The 23,779-nt window shown below is 39.0% G+C and carries 12 protein-coding genes; 9 read left to right on the top strand and 3 right to left on the bottom strand.

Translation table 11 applies throughout. From position 1 onward, the window contains the following. Positions 1 to 92 precede the first annotated feature (92 nt). On the bottom strand, positions 93 to 1,226 hold the full coding sequence (locus tag LVD51_RS00525) for an acyl-CoA dehydrogenase family protein (RefSeq protein WP_236969209.1): 1,134 nt from the start codon (positions 1,224 to 1,226) through the stop codon (positions 93 to 95). An 81-nt stretch (positions 1,227 to 1,307) separates the two neighbouring features. Between LVD51_RS00525 and LVD51_RS00520 the strand changes: the two genes are divergently transcribed. Together LVD51_RS00520 and LVD51_RS00515 are read left to right on the top strand one after the other, a co-directional pair. After that, a complete protein-coding gene (locus tag LVD51_RS00520) occupies positions 1,308 to 3,137 on the top strand; it encodes a TonB-dependent receptor (protein WP_236969208.1) in 1,830 nt (609 codons plus the stop codon). Positions 3,138 to 3,167: 30 nt separating this feature from the next. Next, entirely contained in the window at positions 3,168 to 3,746 is a 579-nt protein-coding gene (locus LVD51_RS00515) for a ribonuclease HII (RefSeq protein ID WP_236969207.1), read from the top strand. Between the two features lie 4 nt (positions 3,747 to 3,750). Here LVD51_RS00515 and LVD51_RS00510 read toward each other — a convergent pair whose 3' ends face one another. Next, positions 3,751 to 4,161 (bottom strand): hypothetical protein, encoded by a 411-nt coding sequence (locus tag LVD51_RS00510; RefSeq protein ID WP_236969206.1) that lies wholly within the window; start codon positions 4,159 to 4,161, stop codon positions 3,751 to 3,753. Between the two features lie 204 nt (positions 4,162 to 4,365). Further along, complete coding sequence (locus LVD51_RS00505; protein ID WP_236969205.1) at positions 4,366 to 4,992, bottom strand: carbonic anhydrase; 627 nt, start codon at positions 4,990 to 4,992, stop codon at positions 4,366 to 4,368. Between the two features lie 772 nt (positions 4,993 to 5,764). Here LVD51_RS00505 and LVD51_RS00500 point away from each other — a divergent pair. The 7 genes from LVD51_RS00500 (at position 5,765) to LVD51_RS00470 (ending at position 23,712) form a co-directional block, all read left to right on the top strand. Further along, positions 5,765 to 8,770, top strand: a complete 3,006-nt coding sequence (locus tag LVD51_RS00500; protein ID WP_236969204.1) for a SusC/RagA family TonB-linked outer membrane protein — start codon at positions 5,765 to 5,767, stop codon at positions 8,768 to 8,770. A gap of 38 nt (positions 8,771 to 8,808) precedes the next feature. Beyond that, positions 8,809 to 10,392 (top strand): SusD/RagB family nutrient-binding outer membrane lipoprotein, encoded by a 1,584-nt coding sequence (locus LVD51_RS00495; protein ID WP_236969203.1) that lies wholly within the window; start codon positions 8,809 to 8,811, stop codon positions 10,390 to 10,392. 64 nt (positions 10,393 to 10,456) lie between these two features. Next, complete coding sequence (locus LVD51_RS00490; RefSeq protein WP_236969202.1) at positions 10,457 to 13,717, top strand: VCBS repeat-containing protein; 3,261 nt, start codon at positions 10,457 to 10,459, stop codon at positions 13,715 to 13,717. Positions 13,718 to 14,209: 492 nt separating this feature from the next. After that, a complete protein-coding gene (locus LVD51_RS00485; RefSeq protein ID WP_236969201.1) occupies positions 14,210 to 17,290 on the top strand; it encodes a SusC/RagA family TonB-linked outer membrane protein in 3,081 nt (1,026 codons plus the stop codon). Between the two features lie 16 nt (positions 17,291 to 17,306). Beyond that, positions 17,307 to 18,914, top strand: coding sequence for a SusD/RagB family nutrient-binding outer membrane lipoprotein (locus LVD51_RS00480; RefSeq protein WP_236969200.1), 1,608 nt, complete (start codon positions 17,307 to 17,309; stop codon positions 18,912 to 18,914). A 165-nt stretch (positions 18,915 to 19,079) separates the two neighbouring features. Next, a complete protein-coding gene (locus tag LVD51_RS00475) occupies positions 19,080 to 22,394 on the top strand; it encodes a VCBS repeat-containing protein (protein WP_236969199.1) in 3,315 nt (1,104 codons plus the stop codon). A gap of 4 nt (positions 22,395 to 22,398) precedes the next feature. Then, on the top strand, positions 22,399 to 23,712 hold the full coding sequence (locus LVD51_RS00470) for a vanadium-dependent haloperoxidase (protein ID WP_236969198.1): 1,314 nt from the start codon (positions 22,399 to 22,401) through the stop codon (positions 23,710 to 23,712). The last annotated feature ends 67 nt before the right edge of the window (positions 23,713 to 23,779 follow it).

Below are 23,779 nucleotides of genomic sequence, written 5' to 3'. Positions count from 1 at the left end.
TACAAATCAACTTAGAAGCGCACAAAATAACACAATGATATTAATTAATCTCGGATTATCAACCAATACTTATTTATAGTAATTCAATGAGTCTATTTTCTCAATGAACGTCCAATTATCAATTTTTGAATTTCTGAAGTTCCTTCATATATTTGAGTGATTTTGGCATCTCGCATCATTCGTTCCACGTGATATTCTCTCACATAACCATATCCACCGTGAATTTGCACAGCTTCTGTGGTCACCTTCATAGCCGTTTCAGCCGCAAATAGTTTGGCCATAGACCCGCTAATATCGTAAGGTTTGCCCTTATCTTTATCCATAGCAGCTCGATAAACCATAAGTTTAGCCGCCTCTAAATTCGTAGACATATCGGCCAATTTAAAAGATACATCCTGATGTTGGTATAAAAATTTATTAAATGCTTTTCTCTCCTGAGCATAGGCCAAACTCCTTTCATATGCTCCCAAACCAATACCCAATGCTTGAGCCGCAATACCTATCCTTCCGCCGGCTAAGGTCTGCATAGCAAAGGAAAAACCAAATCCGTCCTCTCCAATCCTGTTCTCTTTGGGTACTTTGACATCGGAAAATGAAATACTACAAGTATCACTAGATCGAATACCCATTTTATCTTCCTTTGGACCTCTGGTAATTCCTGGACTAGAACCATCGACGATAAAAACATTAATGCCGCGATGACGTCGCTCCGGATGACTCTGCGCTATGACGAGTAGTACATCGGCGTATTTTCCATTGGTAATCCAGTTTTTAGTCCCATTGATTAGGTAATGATTCCCTTTATCTTCGGCTACCGTCCGCTGTTGACTGGCATCAGACCCCGCTTCAGGTTCAGACAAACAGAAAGCCCCCAAACTTTTCCCTGTAGCCAATGCTGGCAAATATTTTTGCTTTTGTTCTTCTGTTCCAAAATGCTCTAATCCCCAGCATACCAAGGAATTGTTTACCGACAAAATTACTGCAGCCGATGCATCAATTTTAGCGATTTCTTGAATCACCAAAACATAAGAAAGGCTATCCATGCCACCACCACGATATTTTGGATCGACCATCATGCCCATAAAACCCATTTCAGCCATTTGTTCTACTTCGGTTTTTGGGTATATTGCATTCTTGTCTCTTTCTATAACACTGGGCAAAAGAACATTGTGTGCAAAATCTCTTGCCGCATCACGGACTAGTTTATGATCCTCGTTTAAAACCATACCATTATTATTGAATTTTATAATGAAATTTTATAATCTTTGTGATTACTTAAGACAGATTTAATCATTAAATATAAATTCATGATTAGGATTTTACTTTTCTGTGCTCTAGTGTGGTCGATTAGCGATTTTGCCTATGGTCAGAGCGATACTTTAATATATTTACCCAATATACAAATTGGGGATCAACGCATATCGATACCATTTTCCAAAGCCAGTCGCACCATAACTCTATTGACAAAAGAGGAAATTACAAAAATATCTTCACAAAGTCTCAATGAAACCTTGGGTTATATTTCCGGTGTGGATATAAAAAATCAGGGAGTCAAGGGTGGACAAGCCGATCTATCAATTCGAGGTTCTACCTTTGAACAAGTCCTCGTCATGATTAACGGGATCAAAATGAGTGACCCCCAAACTGGTCATCATTCTCTGAATATTCCCGTGCCATTGGAAAGCATAGAACGCATTGAAGTATTAAAAGGACCAGGTGCTCGGAGATTTGGTCAAAATGCATTTGCAGGAGCTGTGAATATCATCACTAAAATACCAGAGCAAGACCTTGTCAATCTAGGGTTGGAAGTGGGCTCTTACGGCAATGTCAGTGGTCAGCTAGGCGGTTCATTTCACCATGGCGACTTTCATCAAAATGCTCAAATAAGCTATATAAGAAGCGATGGTTATCGACACAACACCGATTTCGACATCGCCAATATATTTTATCAAAACGAATGGAAACAAGGCAAGGGAACTTGGTCATCTATGGCGGGATTTTCTAAAAGAAAATTTGGAGCCAATGGATTTTATGGAAGCCCGAACTTTACCGATCAATACGAAGAGGTGGAGACCAGCATAGCTAGCCTTTCCTATAAATATATTGGAAATAAATTTCATATAAAACCCAATTTACAATGGCGTCGAAACCAAGATGAATACATCCTCTTTAAAGATCAGCCGGAAATATATCGAAATCTTCACTTTGGCAACAGCATTGGATTTGATGTACAATCGGGAATCTATTCCGATCTAGGTCTTACCGGCCTCGGTGCCGAATGGAGGAAAATTTATCTTAAGAGTAACAACCTAGGTAAGCACCAACGAGATGAATTATCGATTTATCTAGAACATCGGTTTGAACTATTTGATGCCAAGCTCACCTTGACTCCAGGCATTAGCTACAACTATTTTACCAACTTTGGAGATTTCTTTTACCCAGGCATCGATCTCGGTTACCAGTTCAATAAAACGTGGACGGCCTATGGCAATATCGGCGACACTTATCGCATACCTACCTATACCGACTTGTATTACGTCGGCCCAACCAATATTGGCAATGCGGATCTAATCCCCGAAAAGGCTACATCATTCGAAGTGGGAGTCAAATATATAAACAATCTTTGGTTTTGGAACATCGCCTTGTTTAGACGGAGTAGCAATGATCTTATCGACTGGGTAAAATATGAAGAAGATCAGCCATGGATGCCTCAAAATTATTACCAAGCTTTTTTCAATGGAATTGAAATCGATCAAAAATGGTCATTGCCCACTAATAATATCGGATTGGAAGATATTAACCTGACTTATAATTACATTTCAGCCAAAGTAGAAAATCAAGACGAAACCATAATATCGAGATATGCCCTAGATCATTTGAGGCATCAAGTTATATTGAGAACCTCGGGACAGTTTTTTAAAAAGTGGAGCTATTCTATCGGATTGCGATATTTAGACAGAGTCAATCTTGACGACTACTTTTTGGGAGATATAAAGATTAATTTTGAAGCATTAAGTGGTATTTGGTATGCTCAGGTAAACAACGTATTCAATACAGAGTATACGGAGACCAGTCTTATTCCCATGCCGGGAAGAACCTTTAACCTCGGATTTAAAAGAAACTTTTATTTAAATTAATAACTTTGCCACTGTCCCAATAAAATAGGAATGGCTTTAATATTACATAACCATCACAAAGATAGGATTGTAGCTGGATTGGATGAAGCGGGTAGAGGATGCCTAGCTGGGCCAGTCACTGCAGCTGCGGTAATCTTACCACCAAATTTTCAAAACAGCATCCTCGATGACTCCAAGAAGGTATCTGGTAAAAACCGTGAAATACTTAGAAAAATCATCGAAAAACAGGCCATAGCCTACGGTGTTGGATTTGTAAGCCCAAAGCGCATTGACGAAATAAATATCCTCAATGCCAGCTTTGAAGCTATGCACCTGGCTATTGAACAACTAACCATAAAACCGCAACTATTAATCATTGATGGTAATCGATTCAATCAATATAAAAACATTGATCACCAATGTATAGTCAAGGGTGACAGCATCTATTATTCTATTGCTGCCGCCTCAATTCTGGCGAAGACATACAGAGATGAATATATGACGAAGGAAGCTGAGAAATATCCAAATTACGACTGGAAACAAAACAAAGGCTACCCCACAAAGCGTCATAAATCCGCTATTGCCATCCATGGATCATCTCCTTTGCATCGATTGTCTTTTAAATGGTAGTCAATTACTCCAAAAGAGCTTCTAAATTATAATTATCCATTTTATCTGCCATAGGCCGAAAACTACCACATTTTACAATATGCAACCACTCCTTAAGTTGCTTCTTATCCTTCGTCTTTTGAGCGAGGGATAATCCCTGACCAAAATTGGCAAAATAAGGATGCTGAGATACCTTTTTTCTAATGAAATCACATAGATTGCTATCTATGTATTTTGGAGAATAATCGATCCATCGATCCTTGCCCAACTTATCTTTAAAATCAGCAAACCATTTTTCCAAATTTTCATACGGAGTACTCTTTACCAAATTGTAATGAAGGTTGTCTTCCTCATAGAGCAAATAACTATCATCAGATTTTTTGTAGAGTTCGAGGTCATTGTCTACTAAATTGTAGATCATCATTAATACATCCATGCTATAAATTCTAAGAGGTGAGTAATCAAAGGTTTATCTCTAAAATTAATAAAAAAAATTATTATTCAACAATTTCATAGCAATTAATCAGAGATTTAACAATATAAAATCTATATCAATTAACCATTCTTATTTTAAAATTGACATAGGCGCTTAACTACTTATAAATGAAATAATTAAACGCAAAATCACATGCCAGAATTGTCAGGATAGACGATAAATTTCCATCACATCCGCTAAGAGTTTTGGAAAATCAATTCCCAAATCAATCAACTTACCTGAATGTATGTCGAACACCCAACCGTAGACTTGAATATTGCGATCTAGATATGCTTTTTGGACTACTGCTGTTTTAATCACGTTAACACATTGTTCCTGAACATTGAGTTCTACCAATCGCTTATACTTAAGATCCTGATCTTTTATTTCATTGAGTTCATTCTTGTGAATTCTATATACATCTCTGATATTTCGCAACCAGGGATTGAGCAAGCCCAAATCGGAGGATTCCATGGCTGCTTTCACCCCACCACAATAATAGTGGCCACATACCACGATACGATCAACTTTCAAATGAGCTACCGCATACTCAATCACAGACATGGCATTTAGATCGGTATTGGGAACAAGATTGGCTATATTTCTGTGGACAAATATTTCTCCCGGAGCGGCTCCCATTAGCTCTTCTGCCGTAACTCTACTATCAGAACATCCGATATACAATATTTTGGGATTTTGCCCCTTGGATAAGTCCACAAAGTAATCGGGATTTAGATTGAGTTTTTCACGAACCCAATCTTCATTGTTTTTGAATATTAAATCAAGATCCATATCTATATAATTTTTTGATATTGCCAATATAATTTTATCCTTATTAAGCCACCCTAGACTACACTTGTGATTCTAAATAGATTAAAGTGATCAACAATCTCAAATTATTACTTTCTTCAAAATATTACAAATATAGCTACTCTAACACTACCAATTTTTACGGCAAAAAAATTCAAAAGCTCAAAACTGCATATTACCAAGAAAATTTAAAATTAAGCTTCACTTATATTTTTTTATGGCCATTGAAAATCACAAAAGACTACAAAAACCGTCAAAAATATACTTTCAATATAGTACATTATTGTAATAAAAAACCAATATAAAAACAAAATGTCAATATAAATATCCTGACTTGTAACATTAATCATACAAGATTGTAGTAAATTATAAATACAATTTAGTAATTGTTATAACAAAGACTGATGTCAACTCCAAAATCACCCATATATATAAATTTTATAATTTTACAATTATCCATACTTTATACCGCAAACATAGCATATGCCATCTTTTATTCTTCTTTATAAGTAATGTCTTATATTATATTGCTTGTAAAATATCTTTATAACATTAACAATACGACTTGATTAAAAATAATTATGTTAAATTTTTAACTATTAGCCGCGTTTGATGTTAACTTACCGTTATATATTCGTTAATAAATCTGATTATTATGCATTAAATTAACAAAAACACCTCAATTCTTAAAAATAGTTATTCACCATTTAAACTTAATACTATGTTTAAAAACTACTGTTATATTTTTATTCTGATGTTCATTTCATTTTCATCATATGGGCAGACGAAAATTACGGGAATAGTTGTCGACAACAATGACATCCCCCTAATTGGTGCCAACCTTTCCCTAACCACAAACTTAGGAGCTGGTACCATTACCGACTTTGATGGAAAATTTGAATTGGAAGTAGATGACTTACAACAATCCATCATTATTAGCTATACTGGATACCAAACCAAGACCATAGCCTTAGAAGGAAAGACAGAATGGCGCATTGTACTAGAAGAAGGCGTAGAACTCAACGAGATTGTAGTTACTGCCCTAGGTATATCTAGAAACAAAAAAGCCCTTACATATTCTGCTCAAAATTTCGATACCGATGAAATGACACAGGCCAGATCACTAAATATTACCGAATCACTTTCCGGTAAGATAGCAGGTATAGCCGTTACTTCTTCAGGGGAGGGAGTAGGTGGAGCTACCAAGGTTCTACTTAGAGGGAACCGATCTATATCCGGAAGTAGTCAACCACTATACGTGGTAGATGGAATCATCCTAAACGGAGATATCCGAAATCTAAGTCCAGATGACATCGAGGAAATGACCGTCCTTAAGGGAGCCAATGCAGCAGCGTTATACGGAAGTAGAGCCAATAACGGCGCTATAATCATAACCACAAAATCGGGTAAGGGCGGAGACAATGGAGTAACCTCCTCAGTCAATGTTTCTTTCCAAGCCAATGACCCCTTATTATTGACCAAATATCAAAATGAGTACGGCCAAGGTTCCGCTGGAATATATGCGCCAGCTGCACTAACATCTTGGGGCCCCAAATTAGATGGCAGTCAAGTAGAGCACTGGTCTAACGACCCATCATATATCGCAAATCAATTGGGAGGCAGCAACACCTATAGCTTTTCAGCCCAACCAGACAACGTGTCAGACATGTTGCGTACAGGCTACAGTCTATCGACCAACTTGTCCACCAGCATCAACCAAGATAAATCATCAACATTTCTCTCATACACCTATACCGATGCCAAAGGGGTAATCGAAGGCAATGATCTAGGTAGCCACAATCTCAATGCGAGAATATCTGCCGATTTATTCGAAGGAGTAGAAGTGGATGCAAAAGTAAATTACATACGCCAAAACTTTGCCAACGTACTAAGTCAAGGGGAAAACTATGACAACCCCTATCGATACCTCTATATTTTACCTAGAAATATCAGAACCGAAGATATCGCCTACTACCAATTTACCAATGATATTGGAGAGAACACTCAACATTATTGGAGTCCAGGCATCAACGGTGGTGGTAATCCATATTGGGTAATGAACAATGTCACTCAACCGAGCTTGAGAGAAAGAGTCATCGGTATGGTTTCATTAAAATACCAAATAACCGACAACCTATCCATTCTAGGTCGGTCTTCATTGGATAGAAACAATGACTTTAGTGAATTTTTGCGATACAACGATACTTACACCAGAGCCAATAACGGAAGTTATTCTAAGACCTTCAACAATGGTTATGACTGGAATTCCGATTTCTTAATTAATTACAAAGTAGATCTGGACTTACCCATCACTATCGACATCAGTGCTGGGGGAAACTTGCGTAAAAACAAGTTTGATCAAATCTTGGGATCAGGGGCTAATTTCAATATTGCCAATTTATTCTCATTGGCCAATACATTGGATCCTAGACCTACGGAAAGCTTCTATGAAAAAGAGGTACAATCCGTATACGCCTTTGGTCAATTTGGATTTTTTAACGGCATATATTTAGATATTACCGCTAGAAATGATTGGAGTTCAACTCTACCTGCAGACAATAGATCTTATTTTTATCCATCATTTGGACTTACCGCCGTCTTAAGTGATTTAATGAATTTACCTTCATATTTCACTTTCCTAAAATTGAGAGGATCATGGGCTGCTGTGGGTAATGATACCGATCCATACCAAATCGCTAGAGCGGCTATCGTACGCCGAGGAACCGTTCTCCTTGACCCTACCTTGCCAGCTACCAATCTAAAACCAGAACGAACCAATTCTTTTGAGTTGGGATTAGATGCTCGATTCTTAGACAATGCCCTGCGATTGGATCTTACTTATTATAATAGTTCTACTTATGACCAACTATTTGAAACACCAATACCTCCGGCATCAGGTGCGGGTTCGGTTTTCCAAAATGGAGCGGACGTCCTCAATAAAGGGATAGAATTTACATTGGGTGCAACTCCGGTAACAACAAATGATTTCTCATGGGATGTCAATTTTAACTTTGCCAAAAACACCAGTGAAATTTTAGAAATCGCTGAAGGCTTCGATGTATTAAACTTGGGATCTGATTTTATTCGCAGTTATCAACTGAAAGTTGGCGAACCATTTGGTAACGTAGTCACCAGGGGTTTCTTAAGAGACGATGCAGGTAGAGTTATCGTCAATAGTAGTGGATTGCCGGAAATTACACCAGGCCTCGACGTTGTAGTGGCCAACTACAATCCCGATTGGTTAGGAGGTTTCTCAAATTCATTTACTTATAAAGATTTCAATTTTAGTTTCCTTATCGATATTAGACAAGGTGGAACCATCGTCAGTTTCTCAGAGGCTATTCAAGCTGGTTTCGGTGTATTGGATTACACTGTTCCTGGTAGAGATGGAGATCTTGTATTTGGTGAAAATGTTTTCGCCGATGAAGTAGCTGTTAACGCTGATGGCAGTCCCAACACTATTCAGATTAGCTCAGAAGATCTATGGAACAATCTCGGTGGACGGAACACTCCAGTAGGAGAAGCTTTTGTACGGGATGCTTCCAATATCAGAATGCGAGAAATGATATTGGGATATACTTTCCCATCCAAGAAAGTAAGAGTTTCATTGGTGGGACGTAATTTATTCTTCATCACCAACAAAGCAGAAAATGTAGATCCTGAAATCGTTGCCGGAACGGGTAATAGTAGCGAAGGTAGAGAAGCTTTTGCCCCCCCTACAAACCGGACCTTTGGATTTTCTGTAAATATTCAACTATAAATCACCTGAAAATGGATCAAAAAATAAAAAATATGCAAATGAATATTCGATATATACTGCTTGGATCAATACTTTCACTGTCATTGCTGTCGTGCACCGATCACTTTGATGAGTTGAATACCGACCCCAAAAATTTGACCGTCGACAAATTGGATCAAACATCTTACCCACTTATAGTGGCCAATGCTATGTATGCTCCTATACATTTGGGTAGTGAAGCCAATGGACCTTTCCAATTAGCTCACTCTCTTTTTGCCGACGTCTATGCCAATTACTTTGCCAGTACCCACCCCAATTTCCCCTCAGATCAATTTACCTTAGTGGGAAGATGGTTGAATGGTGCCTATACTTGGTTTTATGAAAATGCCGCACCTCAAATAAAGTACGCCGAAGATTTTGCCATAGAAAATGGCTACGATGTAGAAAACGCCATTATGAAAACATGGAGAGTATATGCCTACCATCGCATCACAGATTTTTGGGGACCGATTCCCTACAAAAATTTTGGAAACGGAGAAAAATCTGTGCCCTACAACTCTCAAGAGGAAATATATGATGACTTCTTTACTACTTTGGATGCGGCCGTAGCTATTCTCAAATCCAATGCCGGCGAGACCTCATTCCTTGGAAGCAAGGATATAATCTATGGTGGCAATGTCGATCAATGGCTAAAACTCGCCAATTCATTGAGACTTCGCCTCGCTATGAGAATTAAATATGCAGATCCTGCAAGATCAAAAACAGAAGCTGAGAAAGCCTACCAAGATGGGGTAATTGAACACAATATTGACAATGCCTTTGCCACCACTAGCACAGATTGGGGCAACTCTTACAACGTCATCTCTCAATGGGGTGAATATAGAATGAGTGCCGATATGGAAAGTATACTCAAAGGATACAAAGATCCTAGAGCTCAGAAGTATTTTTCAGAAGCTTCTTCACCTGATCCTTCAGATGATCCTGCTGGATTGACCTTTAATTATGAAGGAATGAGAAATGGTCAAAGCAAATCCGATCGTCAAGCCATAGCCTTCAACTCTCTTGCCTCCGATATGGCAGGTCCTTATATTGAAGCAGGAGGTGCAGGTCCTGACTGGCCAATCATGAGAGCCGCGGAAACCTATTTCCTTCGAGCAGAAGGAGCTCTTGAAGGTTGGAACATGGGGGGAAGCGCTGCAGAACTCTACGAAGGTGGAATAGCCGCTTCTATGGACGAAAATGGATATACCGATCAAAATCTTCTCAATGAGGACTATTTATCTGCGACTTCTATTCCAGTGAGCATTGATGCCGACAATCCTCCTGTATCTACTGTACCTACCATGTGGGAATCCAGTGCAGATCCAGAGAGACAATTGGAACAGATAATTACTCAGAAGTGGATTGCTCTGTACCCAGATAGCTGGGAAGCATGGGCCGAAAGAAGAAGGACCAGCTACCCGGTATTATACCCTCGATTAACAACAGAAAACGAGTTAATTGATGTCAATAGCATTCCCAGAAGAGTACCTTATGTAAGTACAGAATACGATACCAACAGAGATGCCGTCGACGATGCCATTCAAAATATGTTGGGCGGAGCAGACAACGGAACCACTAAACTATGGTGGGATAAAAAATAAAGCAAGATAACCTGTAGTATTAAAACACAAAATTTGCTTTATATTTAGTGCAATTGAAAATTATATGTTGAAAGTTAAATATTCTGGCTGGTTAGTTTTACTAATATTGTTGACGAGTTGTCAAAAACGCGAAACCCTATTTGTAAAACTTCCCGCCAGAACTACAGGAATTAATTTTCAAAACACCCTCAAAGAATCTCCAGATTTCAATGTATTGAAATACACCTACTTCTACAATGGCGGAGGGGTATCTGCTGGAGATGTAAATAACGATGGCCTCATCGATCTTTATTTTATCGGCAATTTAGTAGCTAGTCAATTATACATCAATCAGGGAGATCTACACTTTGAAGAAGTGGCCCAAAGTGCTGGCGTCAGAGCCGAAGGTTGGTGGAATACTGGAACGACTATGGCCGATGTCAATGGAGATGGCTGGCTCGATATCTATGTTTGTCGATCCGCAGCAGAAAATCCAGACGGCAGAAAAAATCTTCTATTTATCAACAATGGATTAGATGAGAGTGGAAATGTGTCCTTTACCGAAGAAGCAGCCACATATGGTATTGACGATGAAGCTTACTCAACCCAAGCTAGTTTTTTTGACTACGATAGAGACGGGGATTTAGATCTCTATCTCCTCAATCATTCCACACCGAAATATGCCAATTTCAACAATAATCTACAATCTCTTAAGAATAAAAACCACCCCCATTACGGAGACAAACTATATCAAAACATAGACAATCACTTCGTCGATGTTACCGATTCCGCTGGCATTAAAACCAATGTTTTGGGTTTTGGTTTGGGCCTATCTATCACGGACTTTGACAACGATGGCTGGCTTGACATTTACGTCAGCAATGACTTCAATGAAGAAGACTACCTGTATATCAATCAAGGCAATGGTCGTTTTGTAGAAAGCCTCGCTCAACAAATGGACTACACCTCATTGTTTTCAATGGGATCAGATGCCGGTGATATCAACAATGACGGACTGATGGATTTGATCACTTTAGATATGTTGCCCAGTGATGCCTATAGAAATAAAATAACTTCTGGTCCTGACAACTACAACAAATACCAACAATTACTGCAACAAAATTTTTACCAACAGCATATGCGCAATATGCTTCATGTGAACCAAGGCAATGGTCGATTCAAAGAAGTAGGACAACTAAAAGGAATATCAAATACCGATTGGTCGTGGGCAGCCCTATTGGCCGATTTTGATTTAGACGGTTATCAAGACCTATTTATAAGTAATGGCTACCTCAGAGACTATACCAATATGGATTTTCTATCCTATGCAGTAGATTACAAAATAGAACATCCCGGAATTAAAGAACAAGATATTCCATTGGAAGACATGGTTAGCCATATGCCAACCATAGATGTGGTCAATCCAATTTATAAAAACAACAATGGCCAGGATTTCTCTTTGAAATCCGATGAATGGGGATTCCTCGAAACAGAAATGTCAAATGGAGCTACCTATGCCGATCTCGACAACGATGGAGACTTAGAACTAATCATAAACAATGTCAATGCCAAGGCCAGCATTTACAAAAACATGGCTATTGAAATGCAAAAAGGCCATTTTCTAAAAGTAAAATTGGTGGAAGAAGGGAACAACAATCACCAAAGCATAGGGTCAAGAGCAACATTATATATGGGGGATGAAATTCTCAGCAGAGAAATAATATCGAGCAGAGGTTATCAATCTTCGGTACCAACTGAAGTCCATTTCGGACTAGGAGAAAATACAAAAGTGGATTCACTTCAAGTAATCTGGTCCAATGGCTCAATCGAAACTTTCAATGTTTCTGTTATAGACCAACTCATTACCGTAACCAAAGGTCAAGGCAAAAGAAAAAATTTACTCAATAATAAGAATACATTATTCCAACCCCTATCAAATCCTTTATTCAGTCACAGGGAGAATGCTTTTAACGACTTCGATATTCAACCATTACTTCCACGGATGTATTCTAGACAGGGTCCAGCTATGGCTCAAGGGCATTTGAACGATGACATCTACCCAGACCTCGTCGTCACTGGGGCTTCTGGTGATTCCACGAAAATATGGATGGGAAATGCTGATGGAGATTTTAAATTTCACTCTTCCTTGCCCAACGTCGAACGTGAAGACATCGATGTCACCATTAGCGATATTGACCAAGATGGGGACATGGATATCACTTTACTTGCAGGTGGCAATGGTTTCCCTTCTGGTGATGAACACTATACTGTACACAGCTATCTGAACAATGGTCAAGGTCAGTTTACCTTAAACCCTAATTTCCCCAAAATTGTAGTCAATGGCAACACCATAGTCTCTGGTGACTTAAATGGTGATGACAAAGTGGATTTATTTATTGGATCGTGTTATAAGGCCCAACAATATCCACTATCCGATGCCAATTACGTAGTTATCAACCAAGGACAGGGAAATTTTGAAGTTTTATCCCAGCTTCCTTTTTCTGATTATCACTGCAGTGATGCTCAGATAGCCAATGTGGACCATGATTCCGAAATTGAATTGGTCCTGGTAGGTGAATGGGAAAGAGTTGAAATATGGAATTACGATGAAAACAAAGGTTGGAAACGCAAATACCAATCTCCTCATACTGGATGGTTTCAATCTGTACTCTGTGAAAACATCGATAATGACGATGCTTCAGAAATCATTGTAGGGAATTGGGGCAACAATAGTCAATTTACAACCAATGCAGAAGAAGCCATGGTGTTATACTACGGTGATTTTGATCAAAATGGAAAAATAGACCCCATTCTTACCATGTATAATCGCGGCATATCATACCCTTTTGTGTCTAGAGATGATTTAGTTGCACAGTGGCCAATAATAAAAAAGCAGTTTAATTCTTATCACGAATACGCCCTGACCACTACAGAAGACATCCTTCCCTTTATGGTTTCATATAAAACAGACACGGTGGAATCATTTGAAAGTATGATTATCGATATTCAAGAGGGTCAACTGACCACTATTTCACTGCCTCAAGAAGCTCAAGAAGCTCCGATCTATGATATACTTTCTCTGGACATCGACAATGACGGCGACAATGACATCATTATGACAGGGAATCACGAAAAAAATCGAAATAAAATAGGTGAAATAAGCAGTAACCATGGAGTGGTTTTAGAAAATAAAGGCCAATTGAAATTTAACTCCATCCCCAACCGCATCAGCGGCATCTATACTTCTGGCGACGTGCGCAGTAGTGTAGTCACAGAAAATCCTAGCGGTAGGCATTTAATTTTTGGCATCAACGATGGATGGTCTCAACACTACATCCTACCTTAAACAGATAAAGATCTTCCCAATGTTTTAACCATAGATACTTCAATGATCAATATTTTTAAATGACAGAAGTATTTCATACTACAATGTTAAAACCATCTCAAAAGTTAAGAGGTCAATAAGATCTCACTCCACCTAGTTTCTACAATTGCACCAAAAGTATATGGTATTCAATCTAGTACTGATTCAATAAACAGTTATGTTAATTTCATAATAATACATCCCTGCGTACTTATATTGACAAAAACCCCTGTCAATGTCATTAAAACACTTACTCTTTTTCTTGAATTATTGAATTTACTGTTCACAAATTCTTGTTAACATACGTTTAATAAACAGTTATTTAATATATTGCTAAGAATAATCTTTATTTCAAAACTTTGTAAATAGTTACATAACCATATATTATCTAACAAATCAAAACTTATGTAAAAATATTAGTAAACAGGGAAAATTAAAAAGGGAAATTTTTATTAAATCAAATGATTATGAATTATGAATAGAAGGTTACTACTACTATTAACGATGATATTTTCGTCGGCAATAGGATTTAGTCAGGTTTCCATATCTGGAATTGTTGTCGATATAGATAACAAACCATTGATAGGAGCCAATGTTACGTTACAGAGCGATGGAAATAGTGGAACTGTCACTGATTTTGACGGTCTATTTGAACTAAGCGTACCCAATCTCAATGAAATATTAGTAATTAGTTACACGGGTTACCAAACAAAAACCATGGCCATTGATGGTCAAACCAACCTAAGAATCGTTTTAGATGAAGGGGTTGAATTGGGAGAAGTTGTGGTCACGGCCTTAGGGGTAACTAAAGATCAACGCAAAGTGGGTTATTCCGTTACCACCGTAGATGGTGGCGATATGAGTGAGGCTAGAGAAACCAACGTGGCCAACTCACTTACGGGAAGAGTAGCCGGACTTTCCGTTAAATCCACTTCCGGTGGACCGGGGGGAACGGCCAACATTCTACTTCGAGGTATGCCTAGCATGAACTCTGCGGGCTCTCCTTTAATCGTCATCAATGGGGTTCCCATGGACAACACTCAGCGCGGAAGTGCTGGTCAATGGGGAGGATCGGATAATGGTGACGGAATCGGCAATCTAAATCCGGAAGACATCGACAAAATGACGGTTTTAAAAGGACAGTCTGCTTCAGCACTTTATGGAGCTCGTGCTTCCAATGGCGTTATCCTAATTACCACCAAAAAAGGTAAAAAAGGAGAATTTTCAGTGGATTACAACTTCAATTTCATGGCAGACCAAGCTTTAGATTTTACCGACTTTCAATACGAATACGGTCAGGGAACAGGGGGCAGTCGCCCAATAACAGCTGCCGATGCCCTATCGAGTACTCGATTGGCTTGGGGAGAAAAACTAGATGGACAATCCACCATTCAATTCGATGGCAATAGTTACCCATATAGTGCCCAAGAAGGCAACATAGACAGATTTTATCGTACTGGAACTTCCATTACCAACAGTTTGGCCATATCTAAAGGTGGAGAGGATGGTGCTTTTAGATTATCATTTTCCAACTTGGACAATGCCTCGATTGTGGATAATAGTGGCCTAGATCGGATATCGATCAACCTTAATGTTGATCAAAATATAGGCGAAAAATTTTCAGTTTCTGTATTGGCCAATTACATAGATCAAGACTACAATAATCGACCTAAATTGAGCGATGGGCCTCTAAATCCCAACAATGGTATATTCTTGGCGCCCAATATCGACCAAACCATCCTCGATCCAGGATTTAATCCAGACAATGGATATGAGATAAGATGGTCTGATGATGAGTATGTAACCAATCCATATTTTGTCACCAATCAATTTAAAAGCGAAATCGGCAGAAAACGGTTGTTGTCAGCGGTATCTGCAAAGTATGATTTTGCTGATTGGATATATGCGCAAGCTCGTGCAGGATATGACTTGATCAATGATCGTCAGTTTGAAGTAACCCCTTGGGGAACAGCTTATCCTACTGGAGGTTCGACCTTTACAGGTCAATTAAATACCTTGGCACGTCAACAGCGATCTGAATTGAATATCGATGGTTTAATAGGAGTAAGTAAGCCCATTACTTCCACCTTGGAATTGGATGCATTTGTCGGAGCCAACCTTCGAAAAAATTTCTATGAAACCGTCAGTATCAATGGTGGTCCTTGGGTATTGCCCTATTTATATAGCTTCAACAATGTAGGTTCTTTTGGTAGAGGATATGATATAGAAGAATCAGAAGTTCAGTCCATGTATTACTCTATTGACTTTAGTTATAATTATTTATTGACATTGAGTACTACAGGTAGATATGATACTTACTCCAATTTACCATCAGACAACAGAAGTATTTTTACCCCTTCGGTATCGGCAAGTTTCACCTTTGGTGATTTAATCAATATGCCTTCATTGACTTACGGGAAATTGCGCGCCTCTTATGCAGTGACCAGTGGACAACCCGACAATCCCTATAGTACTTCTATTTACTATGGTGTAGGCAACTCTATCAATGGTATCCCTACCGGTAACTTTGGTACGGGATTACCCAACTTGTTTCTAAAACCATTCACGCTTACGGAAATAGAAGTTGGCGCTGATTTAAAATTCCTAAACAATAGATTAGGAGTCGATATATCCTACTTTCAACGAAAGAGTAAAAACGAAATCATGAATGCGCAATACAGTATTACCACAGGTTATACCAGTGGTGTTATTGCCAATGGTTCTACTCAAAACACTGGTCTAGAACTTTTATTATCTGGCCGCCCAGTGGAAACAGAGAAATTTTCATGGGATGTTACCTTAAACCTTACCAGTGTAGCCAACGAAATTCTAAAGACAGACGAAAATGGCAATCCTATTAACCTAGGTCAAAATAGAGGAACCTTGGGCAATGCGGTTACTGCATTTGTAGAAGGTCTTCCCGGGCCTCAGATTAGAGCCTATGATTATAAATACGATGCCAGTGGCAATATAATAGTCAATGAATTTGGTTATCCAGTTAGAGGAGAATTAGAAAATTGGGGTAGTGTGTTGCCTAAATTATACGGAGGATTGAACAACCAATTCTCATTTGGCAACTTCAATCTATCGTTTTTAGTGGATTACAATTTTGGCAACAAAATCTTAGCAGCCACCGAATACTACAGTATATTTAGAGGCCTACATCAACTCACTTTAGACGGTCGAGAAAATGGAATCACAGTAGGCGTCTTGGAAAATGGAAGTGTAAACACAACAGCGGCTGATCCTCAAGGATATTATGCAGCCTTAGCCCAAAATGTAACGAGCACCAGCATAGAAGATGGAGACTTTATCAAATTGCGTCAATTTACTGCTGGGTACAACATACCCAAATCCATTATGAATCAGATTCCATACCTGAGCAATATTCAAATTTCATTGGTGGGTAGAAATCTTTTGACTCTGATGAAAAAAACAGACAATATCGATCCAGAAGCCAGCTTTGGATCCAATATTAACTATTTGGGTATCGAAGGGACCAGTCTTCCAACGACGCGGTCTTATGGTTTGAATGCACGAATTACATTTAAATAAAAAAGGAATATACACTATGAAAAATATATTAATCATCATTTTGATTGCTAGTCTAGGTATAATATCCTGTACCAAAGATTTAGATAAATTAAATACCGACCCCACAAGGGCTTCGGCAGACATATTTGACGCCAATTTATTGTTACCTACCATACAAGTGGATTATGTGTCCGGAAATAGGGGGTATAATGGCGCCATTCTATTTCAAAGTATGTGGGTCAAAATTTTGGCTTCCACCTCTACCGATGGTGCCAACTACTATACTGGTGGCGACAAATACGTACAATCGACCAATACCAACAACTATATCAATGGGATGTGGTCCAATATGTATAGATCGGCAGGAAGGGCCTACGAGATGGCTCAATTGGTAGCAGATAAACCAGAGCAGGCCAATTTAACTCATATTGCTAAAATCATGGAAATATTAGCCATTGCTCAAATGACGGACACCTATGGAGACCTTCCCTATTCGGAAGCATTGAAAGGAAAAACTGAGAACATAACCCTTCCAACTTACGATACTCAAGAAAGTCTTTATCCACAGTTACTAGCCGACTTGGAGGCCGCAGTCAATGGCCTGTCCACCTCTGGTGCAGGTCCAACATACGATGCCTTCTATGGCGGCAATATCAGTGCATGGAAAAAATTTGGCAATTCTCTAATGCTTCGAATGGCCATGAAGTTGGTAAAAGCAGCACCAAGCGTTGCACAACAATATGCCGAAAAAGCGGCTAGTGGTGGAGTTTTCGAAAATGTATCAGAAGAATGTTACATCAATTTGGACAATGCCAATGGATATTCCAACGGAAACGCTAGTTCTTTGCGAACCGGTGGTGACCTTTATGAAGTTCGATGGAGTGAACGAATGATCAACATGCTTAAATCCACTAACGATCCAAGATTGTCAGTGGTAGCTGAAGTTCCACCACCTGGACTTCAAGCCAATCAAGATCTCAATATAGTTGGCAACTCGGATCCAAGTGTACAATTGGGACTGCCCAATGGATGGGACCTTAAGGGAGGAAGTACCGATATCACCAATGCACCCAACTTCCCTGGCCCAACAGGCAGTGGAGATAATGCCACACCACTGGGAGCCTACAGTCGTCCTACAGCTATTTATAGAAATCTAAGTGCTCCAGCTTACATATTATCATATGCAGAAGTACAGTTTTTATTGGCTGAAGCAGCTGCACGAGGATGGAACGTAGGCGGAAGTGCTGCCGATTACTTTAAGAATGGTATGGAAGGAGGCGTCTTATCTCTAGCCAAAATGGGCGAAGCTGCCAGCATAAGTCAAGAAGCAGCAACGGCCTTTGCCAATACCAATGTGCTCGACGAATCTTCTTTGGCCAATTCATTGAAAATGATCAATGAACAATATTGGGTAGCTACAGGTCTGCAAATGAATTTTGTGGAAGCATGGAACAATTGGAAAAGATCGGGATATCCAATATTGACTCCTGTTAATTATGTGGGTAATTTCTCTGGTGGTGAAATCCCCAGAAGACAACCCTACCCCACGGGAGAAACTACTCTGAATACCGAAAATTACGAAACAGCAGTCGGCCGATTGTCTGGTGGCGACAACTGGGTCTCTAGAATATATTGGGATCAATAGTTATACAAAATGAAACATAGGTTATGATTATATTTATGCAGAAGGGTGGATCCACCCTTCTGCTTTTTTTTATCATTTATCACCCGATTTACAAAATCTAATTGGGCTACATTCTCCCCAATCCATCAAAAGATGATTATCTTGCAATAATGCTAAATTATAATCATGAAACACCTTCTTAAGATCTGCACATGGCTATTTTTATGCTTTGTTCTACTACCTCAAGTTAGTGGACAGTCCAATTCCTTATTTCAAGCATTAAAACCTCGAACTACTGGAATAAAATTTAAAAACACCATCACCGAAACCAAAGAGCACAATGCCCTCACCTATGAAAATCTATACAATGGCGGTGGGGTTGCCATTGGTGATATCAACAACGATGGATTAGACGACATCTACTTTGTATCCAATATGGAATCAGATGCCCTCTACCTTAATACCTCTAATCTCAAATTTAAAGATATAACCAAAAAAGCCAACCTCGATCAAAGCAAAGGCTGGAAAACAGGGGTAGCTATGGTAGATATCAATGGTGATGATTATTTAGATATATATGTATGTTATTCTGGCAAAAACAGTCCAGAACTTAGACGAAACAAATTATATATCAATCAAGGCGATTTAACTTTTGTTGAAAGTGCTGCTGAATATGGATTGGACGACGACTCCTATTCTACTCAAGCCGCTTTTTTTGATTACGACAACGATGGCGACCTCGACCTCTTCCTCCTAACCACCAATGTAAATGTGATTAAATCCTTCGAATTTGGCAAAGCCAGAAAAGAAATTCATCCCTATGCCGGTGACAAATTGTTTCGCAACGACGATGGACATTTTACCGAAGTCACTCAGGAAGCTGGGATACTTTCCAATGCATTGGGCTTTGGTCTCGGGGTTTCTGTAGCCGATATCAATAAAGATGGTTGGCTAGACCTTTATGTATCCAACGATTATGTAGAACCCGACTACTTATATATCAACAATGGAGATGGCAGTTTTACCGATCGACTATCTGAATATTTATTGCACATCTCTCATTTCTCTATGGGTTCTGATATCAACGATTACAACAACGATGGTTGGCCAGATATCTTAACCTTGGATATGTTGCCCGAAGACAACAAACGACAAAAACTCTTGTACGGACCAGAAAATTACGAAGTTTTTGCCCTGCAAATTGAAGAGGGATTCTACTATCAAAACATGAGAAACATGCTCCACCTAAACAACGCCCAAGGTGGATTTAGTGAAATTGGTCAATTGGCCGGACTGTCCAATACCGATTGGAGTTGGGCCCCATTGATTAAGGATTTTGACAATGATGGCTGGAAAGATGTATTTATAACCAATGGCTATTTTAAAGATTATACCAACCGCGACTTTCTTAAATACAAAGGAGATTATTTCTTTCAGAAAGCCATTGAAAAAGAAACACCTGATACCTTTGAATTGGTTCAATCCATGACGTCAACTCCCCTGCACAACTACATTTTTCAGAACAATAAAGATTTGACTTTTACAGATCGTAGTCAGTCATGGGGTATCGCAGAGTTGGGCTTTTCCAATGGTGCAGCTTACGGAGATTTAGACAATGACGGCGACATAGATTTGGTAGTCAATAATCAAAATGATTTTGCTAGCATTTACGAAAATAAAACTTCTCAAAAAAAACAATCTCCTCATTACATATCCATACAACTGCGTGCAAAGGGTATGAATACACGAGGTTGGGGCAGTAAAATCAATATCTACGTCGGAGATGAAATATTGAGTACAGAACAAATGCCTACTAGGGGTTATCAATCCACGGTATCTGATGTTGTCCATTTTGGATTGGGTGAAAACAGTTTAATAGATTCTATCTCCGTGGAATGGATTGGCGGTGAGAAATCTACATTATACCAGGTAATGGCCGATCAAATAATAACTATACATCCACCAGAATACGGCTCTCCCAAGACGAACCATGGAGACCTTACACCACATCATGAAAATAAAATCACCCTATATCAAGAAATTCAAGCCATGATACCCTACCAATATCAAGCCACGAATTTCAATGATTTTAAGCGACAACCTTTGTTGACATTTATGCTATCGGCCAATGGTCCCGTTTTGGTCTCGGAAGATGTCAATGGCGATGGGTTAAATGATGTATTGGTAGGTGGAGGTAAGGGACAAGCTACCTCATTGTATTTTCAAAACAGATTGGGCAAATTTATTCCCTCTCCACCCAATGGATTTGATAATGACGCAGATTTTCACGACAGCGATATAGCACTTTTAGATGTGGATAATGATGGAGATCTAGATTTGTATATCGCCAGCGGAGGCTACCACGATTATTTGGAAGACGATGTGAGATTGGGAGATCGACTCTATCTCAACAACGGCAAAGGCAAGTTTGAACTCGATAGTATTTGGCTGGTAAAATCTCTTACTGCTTCAGCTTTTGTCAGACCGATAGATTACAACAACGATGGCAAAATGGACTTGCTAATTGGCGGAGACATTATTCCGGGTCGATATCCCCTTCGATATAATTCTAGACTGCTGGAAAATACTGGACTAAACTATGTCGATGTGTCAGAAAAGATAAATGATCTAAATCAATTATCCGGTTGGATAAAAGATGCCCTATGGGTGGATATCAATGCAGATGGCAGGATGGATTTGATTACGGCTGGTCCATTTAGCCCTATTTCCGTACTTATCCAAAACAGAGAAGGGAAGCTCGAAAATCAAACTGATAAATATTTTCCAAAACCTATATATGGGTGGTGGAATACCGTAAAGGTAGACGATTTTGATAATGATGGGGATATGGATATCATTGCTGGCAATTTGGGTTTAAATTCTCAGTTGTGTGCTTCTCTAGATGAACCTCTTGAAATGATCTTTAAAGATTTTGATCAAAATGGATCCATTGATCCTATACTAACCTGCTATAATCAAGGAAGATCATTTCCATTCGCTTCAAGAGACGAATTACAAAATCAAATTTATGGACTGCGATCTCATTTTACATCCTACGAACAATACAGTGAAATGACCATTGAGGATATATTTACTCCCAATGAACTCTCCGACGCCACCTCGTGGAAGATTGATGAACTTAGAACCTCTTACTTTGAAAATGTAAATGGAAAATTTATCGAGAGAGAACTCCCTATTCAAGCTCAATTCGCTCCTATAGAAACCATACATATTCTTGATTATGATGCCGATGGAATTGATGACTTAATACTAGCTGGCAATCAAAATGCCATCAGATTGCGACTAGGGGTGATGGATGCCAATAGAGGTCAATTGTTTAAGGGTCTTGGGAATTCGAAATTCAAGTACATTCCACAAACCGAATCGGGCCTACAAATATTGGGAGATGCCAAATCCATCCTCCCCATCAATGTCAATGGTCAAGAACATCTATGGTTTGGAATTTACAACTACGGATTAGTTTATTACAAAAGGCAATAACCAAATGAAATACATTTTTATCCTCATCACTACACTGTACTTAATACCTCATCACACCAGAGCCCAAAACCGTATTGAAGCGAGTGAATTATTTATTGAAGAAGTGTTTCACCTAACCGAAATCATGGTGCGAGATGTAGCCAATCCTCCAGTAGCCAGTCGATTTTATGCCTATCCTCTATTAGCTTCCTATTTGGTCCTACTTCAAGACAGTGGGGAAATGGAAGATATTACCAAGGAATTTTCAAGTCCTCCCAATTTTCAAAAAGTATCCATTCCCAAGGGATTTTCAAGTGAATTTTCTGCGGTATATGCCATGTTGGAAGTGGGAAAAAAGATAATGCCTTCCGGTCATTTATTGAACGAGAAACAAGAAGAGTTAAAAACTATATTTAGGAAAAAACGAAAACTATCCAAAAAGGCCATTGGGGCCAACATTGAATTTTCGACTCAAATAGCCAACCAAGTCCTCGACTATGTCAAAACCGATGGATACAATAAATTAAGTACCTATATACAGTATTCTCCCAAAAAAACAGATAGCACTTGGTTTCCTACCCCTCCTTCCTATATGCATGCCATTGAACCGCATTGGAATACTATTCGACCTTTCTTTATTCAGCGAGCCGACCAGTTTACCCCTCAACCACCAGTGCCCTTCGACACTTCGAAAACGAGTGAGTTTTATGAAATAATGAATGAAGTATATACGGTGACCAACCACTTAAGTGCTGAGCAAAAAGAAATTGCTGGATTCTGGGATTGTAATCCATTTGCTGTAGAATATACTGGTCATATGGCCATAGGCATTAAAAAAATCTCTCCTGGTGGTCATTGGATTGGCATAACCGGCATTGCTTGTTCACAAGCCAATTTTGACTTAAAACAAACCGTTAGAGCCCATACTATATTGGCATTGACTTTACACGATGCTTTTATCAGTTGTTGGAATGAAAAATACAGAAGTGATCGAATTCGACCGGAAACTGTAATCAACCAATATATAGACAATGATTGGAGACCAATTTTACAGACTCCGCCCTTTCCAGAATTTACCAGTGGACACAGTGTAGTATCGGCAAGTGCAGGTGAAATATTAACGGCTATATTTGGTGAGCCCTTTGAATATGTAGATACCTCGGAAGAGTATTTTGGATTGCCGGCTAGGAAATTCACCTCATTCCGTGCTGCTGCCGAGGAAGCTGCAATCTCTAGACTATACGGGGGTATTCACTATAGAGATGCCATTGAATACGGAGTAGCTCAAGGTCAAAAACTAGGTCAATATATTCGATCAAAAGTCCTAGTAGACCAATGATAGATTTAGTGATATTTTTGAATTTATACGAAATACATTTATAGACACACTTTCAGATTAATTTCAA

This window comes from Membranihabitans marinus (genome assembly GCF_021729155.1).
Classification (GTDB): Bacteria; Bacteroidota; Bacteroidia; order Chitinophagales; family Saprospiraceae; genus Membranihabitans; species Membranihabitans marinus.
This window is presented reverse-complemented; position numbering and strand designations above follow the sequence as displayed.